The sequence below is a fragment of the Kribbella endophytica genome (assembly GCF_054781295.1).
On the sequence record NZ_BAAGUR010000001.1, the window covers coordinates 112758 to 126004 of the forward strand.

13 protein-coding genes are annotated in these 13247 nt (G+C 67.6%); 2 read left to right on the forward strand and 11 right to left on the reverse strand.

Annotated elements, in window-relative coordinates; translation table 11 throughout:
• Positions 1-251: 251 nt before the first annotated feature.
• The 11 genes from ACYVIO_RS00580 to ACYVIO_RS00630 are packed head-to-tail and all read right to left on the reverse strand — an operon-like array spanning position 252 to position 10989.
• Positions 252-878, reverse strand: coding sequence for a hypothetical protein (locus tag ACYVIO_RS00580; protein ID WP_460648635.1), 627 nt, complete (start codon positions 876-878; stop codon positions 252-254).
• Complete coding sequence (locus ACYVIO_RS00585; protein ID WP_460648636.1) at positions 878-1372, reverse strand: hypothetical protein; 495 nt, start codon at positions 1370-1372, stop codon at positions 878-880. Before ACYVIO_RS00585 ends, ACYVIO_RS00580 begins: the two co-directional genes overlap by 1 nt.
• Positions 1369-2661, reverse strand: a complete 1293-nt coding sequence (locus ACYVIO_RS00590) for an MCE family protein (protein ID WP_460648637.1) — start codon at positions 2659-2661, stop codon at positions 1369-1371. Before ACYVIO_RS00590 ends, ACYVIO_RS00585 begins: the two co-directional genes overlap by 4 nt.
• Entirely contained in the window at positions 2658-3893 is a 1236-nt protein-coding gene (locus tag ACYVIO_RS00595) for an MCE family protein (RefSeq protein ID WP_460648638.1), read from the reverse strand. Before ACYVIO_RS00595 ends, ACYVIO_RS00590 begins: the two co-directional genes overlap by 4 nt.
• A complete protein-coding gene (locus ACYVIO_RS00600; protein WP_460648639.1) occupies positions 3890-5089 on the reverse strand; it encodes an MCE family protein in 1200 nt (399 codons plus the stop codon). Before ACYVIO_RS00600 ends, ACYVIO_RS00595 begins: the two co-directional genes overlap by 4 nt.
• The gene (locus ACYVIO_RS00605; RefSeq protein ID WP_460648640.1) at positions 5086-6099 is read right to left on the reverse strand and encodes an MCE family protein; all 1014 of its coding nucleotides are present in this window, start codon (positions 6097-6099) and stop codon (positions 5086-5088) included. The genes ACYVIO_RS00600 and ACYVIO_RS00605 overlap by 4 nt, the downstream gene beginning before the upstream one ends.
• On the reverse strand, positions 6096-7130 hold the full coding sequence (locus ACYVIO_RS00610) for an MCE family protein (RefSeq protein WP_460648641.1): 1035 nt from the start codon (positions 7128-7130) through the stop codon (positions 6096-6098). The genes ACYVIO_RS00605 and ACYVIO_RS00610 overlap by 4 nt, the downstream gene beginning before the upstream one ends.
• The gene (locus ACYVIO_RS00615; RefSeq protein WP_460648642.1) at positions 7127-8446 is read right to left on the reverse strand and encodes an MCE family protein; all 1320 of its coding nucleotides are present in this window, start codon (positions 8444-8446) and stop codon (positions 7127-7129) included. Before ACYVIO_RS00615 ends, ACYVIO_RS00610 begins: the two co-directional genes overlap by 4 nt.
• Positions 8443-9270 (reverse strand): ABC transporter permease, encoded by an 828-nt coding sequence (locus ACYVIO_RS00620; protein WP_184798811.1) that lies wholly within the window; start codon positions 9268-9270, stop codon positions 8443-8445. Before ACYVIO_RS00620 ends, ACYVIO_RS00615 begins: the two co-directional genes overlap by 4 nt.
• Before the next feature lies 1 nt (position 9271).
• A complete protein-coding gene (locus ACYVIO_RS00625; RefSeq protein ID WP_460648643.1) occupies positions 9272-10045 on the reverse strand; it encodes an MlaE family ABC transporter permease in 774 nt (257 codons plus the stop codon).
• Positions 10042-10989 carry an ABC transporter ATP-binding protein gene (locus ACYVIO_RS00630; protein ID WP_460648644.1) on the reverse strand — a complete coding sequence of 316 codons (948 nt, stop codon included), beginning with the start codon at positions 10987-10989 and terminating at the stop codon, positions 10042-10044. The genes ACYVIO_RS00625 and ACYVIO_RS00630 overlap by 4 nt, the downstream gene beginning before the upstream one ends.
• Positions 10990-11245: 256 nt before the next feature.
• Here ACYVIO_RS00630 and ACYVIO_RS00635 point away from each other — a divergent pair, with 256 nt between their 5' ends.
• Together ACYVIO_RS00635 and ACYVIO_RS00640 are read left to right on the forward strand one after the other, a co-directional pair.
• A complete protein-coding gene (locus ACYVIO_RS00635; protein WP_460648645.1) occupies positions 11246-12490 on the forward strand; it encodes an acyltransferase family protein in 1245 nt (414 codons plus the stop codon).
• Positions 12487-13221: an acyltransferase family protein gene (locus tag ACYVIO_RS00640; RefSeq protein ID WP_460648646.1), complete on the forward strand. Its 735-nt coding sequence runs from the start codon at positions 12487-12489 to the stop codon at positions 13219-13221. Before ACYVIO_RS00635 ends, ACYVIO_RS00640 begins: the two co-directional genes overlap by 4 nt.
• The last annotated feature ends 26 nt before the right edge of the window (positions 13222-13247 follow it).

A 13247-nucleotide genomic window follows, 5' to 3' on the forward strand; every position in this document is an offset into this window, starting at 1 on the left:
CGTCCTTCCACGGGCTCGCAAACTTCGGTGCTGGGAGCGCACGCCGAACTCCCCTAGTCAAGTCTTGACCTGAGCCAGGGTGAGGAGAAAGGCAGCGCAAAGCAATAGGCTACCCGATCTGGACAGAGGAGTCCAATGGGGTCCAACACTATGCCGTCGGACCACCCACTGAGTCAAGGACCGACCCGGGATCTCGAGCGGGAGACACCCGCGAGCCTATCCGGTCAATCCGTTCCTCAGTCACCAGCAGACTACAGTCCGGCGATCTCCTGGACCAGCCATCGCGAGCCGTTTCGGACCATCGTGAAGCGGGTGCGGTTCAGATCGACCCGGGGTTTACCCTGCGTGATCGTGCTGGTGGTGGTCTGGTTCACGAAAATCACCAGCGTCACGCGGTTCGCGTCACCGTCCCGGACGCCGACCTCCCGCACCTCGGCACGCACCGTCGCCTTGGTCTTGGTCGCCAGCTCGCCGGCCACCTTCGCGGTCTCGTCGAACTTGCCCGCGAACTCCGGCGTCATCGTCCCGCGCGCGGCCGCGAAGCTCTTGTCCAGCGTGCGGTAGTCGTAGCTGAGCGCCGTCTCCGCCGCCGCCCGACCGGCGTTCACAGCCTGTCCCCGGGCGTCCTCGGCCTGCTGCCCCCGCCAGGCCTTGAGCCCCAGTATCCCGGCAAGAGCCAGCACCAGCACGATGAGCACGGACAAGCCCGCCGTGAGCACAAAACTCACCCGACGCGAGGCAACCGGCTCTACCTTCGCTGGCTTCTTCTCGACCTTCTTCTCTACTTTTTCTACTCGTACTTCTTTTTCCACGACCGGCTCGTCACTGACAGTGACAGGCTTCTCGTGACGCCGCTGGCCGGCGATCTTGCGGGCCATCAGCCGACCACCTGCAGGTCGGCGGTGAGCCAGCGGTCCGCGTCGCGGACCAGGTCGAGCTTGATCCGGTAGCGCCGCTCGACGCCGTCCTTGGCCGCGGTGTTGGTCACGACGGCGTTCACGATCACCAGCACCTGCGCGGAGTCCTTGTCGTTCGACACCACCGCGGCCTCCTTCACGTCACCCTTGGAGGTCGCCTTGTTCGCCACCACCTCGGTCTTCACCGAGTTCGAGCCGGCCTGGAACTCCTCCTTGAACTGGCCCGTCGAGTCGTTCAGCACCCGCTGCGCGTCGGCGTCCCAGCTGTCGTACTTGTACGTCGTGAAGTCCAGCGCCAGCTGCCGCGCGGCGCGCATCGCGCCGACCCGGTCCTCGTCGCGGACGTCCTGCTTGCGCAGCGCCAGCACGGACACCGTCACGGCGCCCAGGGCAACGATCAGCAGCACGCTCAGCGCCCACGCCAGAATCAGCGAACCCTTCCGCGACGACCTCACTTCGCGGTCACCGGTCCGAGGATGAGGCCCTTCCAGGAGTCCGACCCCAGGTACTCGGCCTGGCCACCGGTCGACCCGAGCACCATCTCGGGCATCCCGCCGGTGCCGCCGGCCTCGCCGGTCGCCGGGTCGTAGCCGACGCCGTACCCGGGCCGGTTCAGTCCCTCGCGCGACGACGGCGACGGCTTGTTCTGCGAGCCACGCACGTTCTGCCCGGTGCTCGGCCCGGCCGTGCACGAGGCCTTGGTGTTGGCCTGCTTGTCGGTCGTGTCCTGCGGCACCCGCTTGTCCGTCCCGTTGTAGCCCGCGCGGCAGGCCGGTGGTGAGAAGCCGAGCACCAGACCGAAGTGCGCGTCGTAGTGCCCGGTCCCCTTGTCCAAGCCCGGTACGACGTACCCGCCCATCGACACGGCCGGGTAGACCACCAGCAGCTGCTCGACGGCGTCCAGCCGGACGGCGGTCAGTTGGCTCACCGTCAGCAGATTACCGAGCAGCACGGCGATGTTCGCCCGGTTCTCCGAGATCAGCCCGGTCAGCTGCTCCGAGGCGCCCGAGCCCTGGTCGATGACCGAGCGCAGGCTGGAGTCGGAGCTGACCAGTGTGTCGGACAGCAGCGCGAGGTTCTTCGCCCAGGTCCGGATCGCGTCGCCGCTGGCGACCTGGGTGGCCAGCACGGTGTTGCCGTCGTTGATCAGCTTGATCGTCTGGGCGATGTTCGCGTCGGCGTCGTCGATCAGCAGCCCGGAGCTGTCGATGATCTTCTGCAGGTCGCTGCCCTTGCCGCGCAGCGCGTCGCCGAGCTCCTTGACCGTGGTCTTCAGGCTGGTCTTGTCGACCGAGTTCACCAGCTGGTCGAGGTTCAGCAGCAGCTCGGTGGTGTCGATCGGCAGCGCGGTGTCGGCCCGGGCGATCTTCGAGTTGTCCTGCAGGAACGGGCCGTCGTCGCGGCGCGGCTGCAGGTCGACGTACTGCTCGCCGATCGCGGACCGGTTGGCCACCACGGCGACCAGGTCGTTCGGGATCTTCTGCTTCTTGTCGATGTCCAGGTCGACCTCGACGCCGTCGTCGAGCAGCGTCAGCTCGCCGACCCGGCCGACCGGCTGGCCGCGGTACGTGACCTCGGCACCGGTGAAGATGCCGCCCGACTCGGCGAAGCTCGCGCTGACCGTGTAGTCGTCGTCGAACAGCAGCTGGTCGACCTGGGCGTACTTGCCGCCGACGTACGCGATGCCGACGACGGTGATCAGCAGGAACACCATCAGCTGGATCCGGACGGTCTTGGAGATCACTTGGCCACCCCCGGCATCAGGACCTTGGCCAGCTCGGGGTCGAAGGCCGGCCGGTTCAGCGTCGGCGTGCAGACCGGGAGACCGAGCAGCGTGATGCAGCTGGTCGCCGTACCGGTCGGCAGGGGCAACGGCGGCAGGCCGCCGGACTTCGGCGGGAACTTCGGCGAGTTGCGGAACGGCAGGCTCAGGTTCGCCGTCGGCAGCGCGGTCGGGCCGACGGTCGGCAGGTTGAGCCCGAGCAGGCCCTTCAACGCCTTCTGGGTGTCGACGTCCAGCGTGATCACCAGGTTCGTGAAGTCACCCTGTACGGCGTCCGCCGCGGCATCGGGGAACGGGTACGTGAGCAGGAGCTCCAGCGACTTCGGCAGGTTCTCCCCCGCCTCGGCCAGCTTGGTCAGCACCGGGTACAGCGACTTCAGGTTGGCGACCAGGTCCTTCTGCGAGGCCGTGATCACCCGGGTCGCGGTGTTGCCCAGGTTGGCCAGGGCCTGCAGCGTCTTGACCAGGGCGGCTCGCTGCTGGTCCAGGGTCTTGATCGACTTCGGCAGCGAGTCGATCGCGGTGGCCAGCGTCGCCTTCTGCGCGTTCAGCTTCTTCGCCAGCGCGTCGACGGCGGTGATCGCGGTGACGATCTTCTGCCGGTTCGTGTCCAGGGTGCCGACGAAGGTGTTCAGCTGGGTGAGCACGCTCCGGATGGCCGGCTCGTTCCCGGTCAGGGCCTTGTTCAGCTCCTGGGTGATGATCTGCAGCTGGGCCACGCCACCACCGTTGAGCAGCAGCGACAGGGCCGACAGGACTTCCTCGACCTCGACGTTGCTGGTGGTCCGCGACAGCGGGATCAGCTCGCCGTTCTCCAGCTTGCCGCGCGGCTTCTCGGTACCGCCGGGCGGCGCGAGCGAGACGAACTTCTCGCCCAGCAGGCTGGTCTGGCGGATCGTCGCACGGGCGTTGTCGGGCAGCTCGAGGCTCTTCGGCAGCTTGATCCGGACCTTCGCCACGAACCCGTCCAGCCAGACCTTCTCGACCGTCCCGACGGTGACGTCGTCCACCTTGACCGTCGACTTCGGGACCAGGTCGAGCACGTCGGTGAACTCCACCGTCACCGTGTACGACGGCCCCTTGATCTTGGCGCCACCGGGCAGCGGCAGCGAGTACACGCTGAAGTCGCACCCGGACAGCAGCGTCGCCATCGCGACCACGCCCGCCACGAACGCCGTACGGTGACGTCTCACTTGGCACCCCCGGGGAACAGCCCGCCGAGCGACGGGTCGACCGGGTCGGGCGTCGGCATCTTCGGCGCCGGAGCCGGCGCCCACGGCGTACCGGCCGGGCCGCCGCTGGCCGGAGCGCCGCCGGTGAGCTGGCTGAGCAGCGGCAGCTTCGGCAGCGCGTCGAAGATCGGCTTGAGCGCCGAGCACGCGGACAGCGGCTGGTTGGCCTGGATCAGCAGCGAGCAGATGAACGTCGCCGGGTCGTCCAGCTGGGCCAGGTTGATCCGCTGGTCCAGCGTGCCGAACTGCGGGTTGTAGACGCGGGCCAGGTTGCCCAGGCCGAGCGGCGCGGTGTCGATGATCTCGGCCAGCGCGGCCTTCTCCTTGACCAGGATCTGGGAGATGTCGGTCGCGCCGGAGATCGTCGTCTTCAGCAACGTCCGGTTGTCCTTGACGAACGACGCGACCTCGCCGAGCGCGGTGGCCAGCAGGTTCAGCGCGGCGGCCAGGTCCTTGCGCTCGCCGGCCAGCGTCGTCGAGGTGGCGGCGAAGTTGGTGTTGAACTGCTTCACCAGCGCGTCGTTCGCGGCCAGCGAGGAGACGAACGTCTGCAGCTGCCGGACGGTCGCGAACAAGCTCTTGGAGTTGCCCGCCAGCGTCTGGGACAGCTTCGACACGTCGGTGATGGTCTGGTTGAGCTTGGCGCCCTGGCCGTTCAGGTTCGCGGCCGAGACGTCCAGCAGCCGCGACAGCGCGCCCTGGTCGTTGGCGCCCTTCGGGCCGAGCGCGACCGAGAGGTCGTTCAGGCTCTGGTAGATCTGGTCCAGCTCCAGCGGTACGGCGGTGCGCTCGAGCGGGATCTGCGCCCCGTCGGCCATCACGTCGCCCTTGGAGTACGCCGGGGTCAGCTGGATGTAGCGGTCGGCAACGATCGACGGCGACGCGATCACGGCCTTCGCCCCGGCCGGCACCTTGTGCTTGGCCTCCCACCAGAACTTCACCCGGACGGTCCGCCCGGCCGGCGTGACGCTCTCGATCTCGCCGACCTTGATGCCGAGGATCCGGACGTCGGAGCCCGGGTAGACGCTGACCGCGCGCGGGAAGTACGCCGTGGCGCTGACCCGCTCCGGGTGCGGCCACAGGGAGACGACGCTGACGGCGAGGACCACCAGGACCACGCCGATCGCGATCAGCCGGGAGAACGACGCGAGCTTCATCGGCCACCACCGCCCAGGATCGGCGGCAGCCCCGGGATGAGCGGCGGCAGCGGGATCTCCGGGACCGGCGCCAGGTTCTGCACGTAGGTGTCGAACCACGGACCGGTGCCGAGCGTGTTCGTGAAGACCCGCGCGTACGGCGCCAGGCCCTTGATGCTCGCGTCCAGGGCGTTCTGGTTCTTCAGCAGGATCGCGAGCACCGCGTTCACCTTCTGCAGGGTCGGTGTCAGGTCCTTGCGGTTCTCCCGGACCAGCGCCGTCACCTGGGCGGACAGCTTCTGCGTCGAGACCAGCAGCTGGTGGATCAGCGCGCGCCGGGCCTGCACCGCCTGGAACACGGTGTTGCCGTCCTTCATCAGCTTGATCAGCTGCTGGTTCCGGTCGGCCAGGACCTTGGTGACGGTGTCGGAGTGCTTGAGCAGGGTCTTCAGCTCCTCGTCCCGCTTGGCCACGTTCCGCGAGAGCCGGGACAGCCCGTTCAGCGACGCCTTCACCTCCTCCGGCGTGTTCTTGAAGGTGGTCGACAAGGTGTCGAGGGCCCGCGCCAGCTGGGCGGTGTCGATCCGCTCGGTCGTGTTGGCCAGGTCGGTGAACGCGTCCACCACGTCGTACGCCGCGACCGTCCGCGCCAGCGGGATCGCCGAGCCTTCCTTGAGCTCGCCGGCACCGGCCGGGTTGAGCTTCAAGTACTTCTGGCCGAGCAGCGTCTTGATCTTCATCTCCGCGCCGGTCTGGTCACCGAGCTTCACGCCGCGGTCGACGACGAAGTCGACCCGGACGTGGGTGCCCTCGAGCTCGACCCCACGCACCTGCCCGACCCGGACGCCGGCCACCCGGATCTCGTCGTTCTTCTTCAGCCCACCGGCCTCGGAGAACTGCGCCGAGTACTTCGTCCCGCCGCCGATCAGCGGCAGGTCCTGCGCCTTGAACGCGGCCAGCATGATCAGCCCGATCACCGTCAGACCGACCACGCCGATGGTCACCTGGTTCTGCTCGCGGAATGGCTTCACCGGTGGTCACACCTCGCCGAGTTGTTGTCGTACGAGACCGGGATGCGGGTCCCGAGCGGCAGCGTGACGTTGCCGTCGAAGCCGCAGAGGAAGAAGTTGAACCACGAGCCGTACGACGCGGTCCGGGTCATCGTGTTCAGCTTGCTCGGCATCTTCTGCAGCGTCTTCACCCAGATCGCCTGGGTGTCGTCCAGCGTGGTGGACACCTGGCGGAGCCGGTCGAGGTCGGCCTTGATCGGCACCCGGGTCTGCTGCAGCAGGCCGGCGGTCTTGTTGTTCAGCGAGTTGATCGAGCCGAGCGAGCCGAGGATCGGCTGGATGTCCTTGCTCAGGCCGGTGATGAACTGCTGCAGGTTGACCAGCAGCTGGGAGAAGTTCTGCTGCCGCTGCGAGACGATCTGCAGCGTCGAGGTCAGGTTCGTGATCAGGTCGCCGACCACTTGGTCGGCGTCGGCGAGCGTGGTGGTGAGCGACGCCGTACGGGCGAGCAGGCTCTCGATCGTGCCGCCCTCGCCCTGCAGGACCTTGATCACCTCGAAGGCGAACTGGTTCACGTCGGCCGGGGTGAGCGCGGTGAACAGCGGCTTGAACCCGTTGAACAGCACCGACAGGTCCAGGGCCGGAGCGGTCCGGTCCTTGTCGATGGTCTCGTTCTCCTTCATCCGCTGACCGCCGCCGACGCCCTCGGTCAGCGCGATGTAGCGGTTGCCGACCAGGTTGCGGTAGCGCAGCGTCGCCCGGGTGCCGGTGTCGAGCACCTGCTTGGAGTCGACGCTGAACGTGATCAGCGCGAGCGAGTCGTCCTTCAGCGCGATCTTGTCCACCTGACCGACTCGGACGCCGGCGATCCGGATGTCGTCGCCCTTGTTCAGGCCGACGACGTCGGTGAAGACCGCCTTGTACTTCGTGGTCGGCGTGAAGCTGATGTTGCCGATCGTCACCGCCAGCAGCGCGGTCGCCACAGTCGTCACGACGACGAAGATCGCCAGCCGCACGCTGTCGATCGAGGTCTTCTTGTCGAGCAGCTTCACTTGAGGTTCACCTGCCCTCCGCGGACGAGGGGCCCGATCATCAGCGTCGCCAGATCCGGTACGTCGCCCGCCGGGACGCCCATCGCCGGTCCGGCGAAGGAGTTGACGACCTTCTGCTCAGCCGGCGTACCGGCACCGCCGGTGTCCAGCAGGAAGCCGGGAGCGGACCGGTTCAGCTGCAGGTTGAGCGGGAAGCGCTGGGTCTTGTTGTGGTCGCCGATCACGCCGTCCTCACCGGTGATGTACGGCGCCGGGTTGTCCTGGGTGTACGGACCCGGCTTCTCCCCCGGATGGCTGTAGTTCTTGCCCACGCAGGTCGGGCCGCGCTTGTCCTTGAACGCCGGCAGCTCGTTCGGCTGGTACGGCGTGGGCTGGTTGGTGATCAGCTCCAGGTTGATGTGCAGCGCGCCGTCACGGAACATGTCGTTCAGCACCGGAGCGGTGTCCGTCATCACCTTGAGGAAGCACGGGAACTCCGGGGAGTACCGCTCGAGCAGGTCGAGCACCGGCTTGCTCACTTCGCCGAGCCGGATGACCCGGTCCTCGTTCTCCCGCAGGAAGCCGTTCGCCGTACCGGACAACGTCTGGACGTCGGTGAAGAACTTCTGCAGCTGCTGCTCCTTCTCCACCACGGTGTTGCCGGTGATGGTCAGGTTGCGCAGGGCCCGGACCAGGTCGGGCGTCACGTCGCCGTACAGCTGGGAGACCTGGGTCAGCTTGGTCAGAGCCTCCATCAGCTTCGGGACACTCGGGTTCAGCTTCTTCAGGTACCCGTCGAGCTGGGTGAGCGTCTCGGCGATCTCGGTGCCGCGGCCCTCGAGCGCGGTGGCCAGCGTGTTCAGCGTCGCGTTCAGGTCGGCCGGGTCGACCGCCTGGAGCAGCGGGAGCGCGTCGTTCAGCACCTTCTCGATCTCGATGCCGACCGCGGTCTTGTCCCGGGCGATCACGTCACCGGCCTTGATGTGCCCGGTGTCCTCGCTGTCCGGCGGTGGAACCAGCGCGACGTACTTCTCGCCGAACAGCGTCTTGGGCAGGATCCGGGCGCTGACCGCGGCCGAGATCTCCTTGACCTGGTCGGGCTTCAGCGACAGGTTCACCGTCGCCTCGTCGCCGTCGGTGGAGACCGACCGGACCTCGCCGACGATGATGCCGCGCAGTTTCACGTCGGCGTGCGTGTTCAGCTGCAGGCCGATGTGGCTGGTCTTCAGCCGGACCTCGATGGTGTCGGTGAACACCTTGGCGTAGAAGGCGTAGGTCAGCCAGAGCAGGAAGCAGAGCACGCCGATGAAGGCGACTCCCAGTACGCGTCGCGTCATCCGGCCAGCCTCACGGTCGTCGTCGTCCCCCAGATCGCCATCGACAACAGCAGGTCGACCACGTTGATCACCACGATCGAGGTCCGGACCGCGCGGCCGACCGCGACACCGACGCCGGCCGGGCCGCCGGTCGCGTGGTACCCGTGGTAGCAGTGCACGAGGATCACCAGGACGGCGAACACCAGCACTTTGCCGAACGACCAGAGCACGTCGCCGGGTGGTAGGAACAGATGGAAGTAGTGGTCGTACGTCCCCGTACTCTGCCCGTAGAACTGGGTCACCGTGAGCCGGGTGGCGAAGTACGACGAGAGCAGGCCGACGACGTACAAGGGCACGACGGCGATCAGCCCCGCGATGATCCGGGTGGTGACCAGGAACGGCAACGACGGGATCGCCATCACCTCGAGCGCGTCGATCTCCTCGCTGATCCGCATCGCGCCGAGCTGCGCGGTGAAGCCGCAGCCGACCGTCGCGGCCAGCGCGATGCCGGCGATCAGCGGGCCGATCTCGCGGGTGTTGATGTACGCACTGACGAACCCGGCGAACGCCGAGGTGCCGATCTGGTTGAGCGCCGAGTACCCCTGGAGGCCGACCTCGGTGCCGGTGAAGAAGGCCAGGAACGTGATGACGCCGACGGTTCCGCCGATCACCGCGAGCGCGCCGCTGCCGAGCGTCACCTCGGCCAGCAGCCGCAGAATCTCCTTGCGGTACCGGGTGATCGACTTGCCCGACCAGGCGAGCGCCTTGATGTAGAAGGCCAGCTGCTCGCCGAGCCGGTCGAGCGAGTTCAGCGGCTTCTTGATCAGCACGTCCAGGGCCGACACGTCAGGCCCCCTTCGGCGGGACGAGCTGGAAGTAGATCGCGGTCATCGAGAAGTTCGCGACGAACAGCAGCATGAACGTGATCACGACCGACTGGTTCACCGCGTCCCCGACGCCCTTCGGCCCGCCGCCGGCGTTCACACCCTTGTACGACGCGACGACGGCCGCGATGAAGCCGAAGACCAGCGCCTTGGCCTGGCCCTGCCACAGGTCGGGCAGGTGAGCGAGCGCGGTGAAGCTCGCTATGTAGGAGCCTGGAGTCCCGTCCTGCAGTACGACGTTGAAGACGTAACCGCCCATCACGCCGACCACGCTGACGAACCCGTTGAGGAAGAACGCGACCAGCATCGTCGCCAGCACCCGCGGGACGACCAGACGCTGGATCGGGTCGATCCCGAGCACCATCATCGCGTCGAGCTCTTCACGGATCTTCCGCGAGCCGAGGTCCGCGCAGATCGCCGAACCACCGGCGCCCGCGATCAGCAGCGCGGTCGCGATCGGCGAGGCCTCCCGGACGACAGCCAGTACGGCGGCCGAACCGGTGAACGCCTGCGCGCCGAACTGCTTGATCAGCCCGCCGACCTGCAGCGCGATCACCGCACCGAACGGAATCGCGACCAGCGCGGTCGGGATGATCGTCACGCTGGCCACGAACCAGGCCTGCTGGAGGAACTCGCGCAGCTGGAACGGCCGGCGGACCGACGCCCGGGCGGTGTCCAGGGCGAAGGCGAACAACGAGCCGGCGGCCTTCAGCGGGGCGGTGGCGGACACTGTCACATGGCCCCCACCGATGCGGAGGCGAAGGAACCCGGGGGCGGTGTCACTCCGTTCTCCTCGCACCACTCGCCCGGCGGGCGCTGCGTCGGGCGGAGCATGCCGCTGCTGGGCAGCTGCTGCAACGGGATCGGGGGCAACGGCGGGAGCTCCTGGTCGGCCTCGGCCGCGAGCTCCTCGGCGTCCTTCTCCTCCGACATGCCGATCGGGCCGATCATCTGCGCGTTCAGGAACTGCCGGACGACCGGCTCCTCGCTGGACAGCAGCATCTCCCGCGGGCCGAACATCGCCAGGTGCTTGTGGTAGAGCATGCCGATGTTGTCCGGCACCGTGCGGGCCGTGTTCACGTCGTGGGTGACGATCAGGAACGTCGCGCCGAAGGCCTCGTTCAGGTCGATCATCACCTGGTTCAGGAACGAGGTGCGGACCGGGTCGAGGCCGGAGTCGGGCTCGTCGACCAGCAGGATCGCCGGGTCGAGCACCAGCGCGCGGGCCAGCCCGGCCCGCTTGCGCATCCCGCCGGAGATCTCGCCGGGCAGCTTCTTCTCGGCGCCGACCAGGCCGACCATCTCCATCTTCTCCATCACGATGGAGCGGATGTCGGACTCGGACTTCTTGGTGTGCTCGCGCAGCGGGAAGGCGACGTTGTCGTACAGGTTCATCGAGCCGAACATCGCGCCGTCCTGGAACAGCACGCCGAACAGGCGGCGTACCTCGTACAGCTCACGCTCGGAGCAGGTGGCGATGTCGACGCCCTCGATGAAGACGTGACCCTTGTCCGGCTTGAGCAGACCGATCAGCGTCTTCAGGAAAACGGACTTCCCGGTACCGGAAGGACCCAGCATCACGCAGATCTCACCGGCCGGCAGCGTCAGGGACACGTCGCCCCAGATCAACTGCTTACCGAAGGATTTCGTGAGTCCTTCGACGCGGACTTCTACGCCCACCGGTCCTCCTCACGGGAAATGTTGGCCCCCGACCGACGACGTTCCATCGGCTCAACGAGGGCGCGGTGCCCTAGGTTACGCACGAGTACAGTTTTCCGTAACCCCTGTATGTCAAGTGATGACGACCATGGAGTAACGCTCCGGTCACGCCGGGTGGGGTCGTGACGCTGTGCGGTCCCGGACCGGACCACTCTGGTCGGGTACAGTCCTGGCGTCGCCCTTCGAGGCGGCGTTGAGTCCATTGCCGGAGGAACTTGTGCCGCGGTCAGCTACCTGGTTGGACCGGCTGCGGCGCAGGCCGCCGCAAGGTATCACCTCGCCGCAGCACGGAGATCAGCTCCCGCATCCGCGCTCCGAGATCCTAGCGCTGACGGGTGTCCGGGCTGCCGCAGCACTCGCCGTAGTGCTTCATCACATCGGGTTACCAGCTTCGGCACCCGAACCGTTACGCAATCTCGTGCAGTCCGGGTACATCGGTGTCCCCTTGTTCTTCATGCTGTCCGGACTCGTGCTGGCCTGGAACTACTCGACGCTGACGGTCTCGTCGCCCGGCCGGCTCTGGCGCTTCTACGTCGCGCGGATCGCGCGCGTGATGCCGCTGTACTGGGTCGTGCTGATCTATCTGGTGCTGCAGCGCGCGGCGCACGGCGTACCGCAGGAATCGTTGTGGCGGCACCTGCTCGCGATCCAGGCCTGGTCGGGTGACTACGCGATCGGCCAGGCCAGCTACAACCCGCCCGGCTGGTCGATCTGCGTCGAGCTCTTCCTGTACGCCGTGTTCCCGTTCGCCGTGCCGCTGGTCGCCTTGCTGTCCAAGCGGTTCGGGGTCGCCGGGCTGCTCGGGCTGATCGCTTTCGCGTTCGCCGCCCAGGTGTTCCTGGTCGCGCTGTTCACGGCTGAGGGCTGGGCGTTCCTGTCGGTGAAGGATCCGTCGTCCGGGCATCGCTGGCTCTACCGGAATCCACTGCCGCGGCTGTCGGAGTTCGTGATCGGGGTGTCGCTGGCGTTCCTGCTGCTGCGCGGGTTCAAGCTGCGGACGCGAGTCGCGGGATGGGTGCAGGCGTTGTGCGTCGTGGTGGTGCTCGTGGTCGCCGCGGCCGGGCCTTCGCACGCGCGGTGGATGCTGCCCGCGTTCTACGGCGCGATGTGGACGCTGCCGTTCGCCGTACTGCTGCTGGCGCTGGCGGCGGCGCCCGGTGCTTGGCTGTCGCGGTTCTTCGCGACGCGGGCTCTGGTGACGCTCGGTACTGCCAGCTACGCCGTCTATCTGACGCATCGGCCGTTGCTGTCCTTCCTCGGGAAGGACCGCGGCAGCATGCTCGACGATCCGGCCAGTTGGGCGGCGTACGCCGGTGTTCTGGTGGTCGCTGCGTTGTGCCTGCTGATCGGTGAAGGCGCGCACCGGCTGATCGAGGTGCCGGCCCGTCGTTTCGTTCTTCGGCTGGTGCCGCGGTCACGTCCGGCGGTCACTGAGCGTACGACGTCGGAGGTGTCAGCGTGAGCGGTCTCACATCGGTCACCGAAGGCGCCGCCCTCTCGCACCCGCGGGACGAGCTGCTGGCCGCCACGGGCCTGCGCGGCCTGGCCGGGCTCGCGGTGGTCGCGTCGACGGTCGGCGTCTGGCGCGGAGCGCCGGGGTACCTGCAGGACCTGGTCGATCTGACGGCGTCGGTGGCTGTCGTCTTCTTCTTCCTGCTGTCGGCCTTCGTGCTCACCTACAACTATCCAGGCCTGTCCTACACCTCCGGCCGGCGCGTCATCGGCCGGTACGCAGCGGCCCGGGTGGCTCGCATCGTTCCGCTGTACCTGGTGGTCGGACTGGTCGTCCTGCTGCTCGGCAGGCTGAACGGCGGTGACTGGGTCCGAGCCGTGTGGACCGACCAGACCTGGTTCGTCGGTGCGCTCGTCCTCTTCTACATGGCGTTTCCACTGCTCAACCGGCCGCTGGCCTTCGTCTTCGACAGGACCGTCCGCCGGATGCCTTCGCTCCCCTGGCTGGCCCAGCCGTTCCTGGTCCGGCTCGGCGTGATCGGCTACCCGCTCTTCCTGCTGCAGACGCTGGTCCTGCACGGCTTCGGCCCGGTGCACGCCGGCACGATCTCCAACGCGCTGCTCGCGCTGTGCTGGATCGGTCTCGTCGTCCTGACCGCCGAGGGCGCCCACCGGTACGTCGGCGTACCGGCTCGCCGCGCACTGCTCGATCTCGCGCGCCGGCTCGACCGCCGGACATGACGAAGGGCGGCTCCCTCGCGGGAACC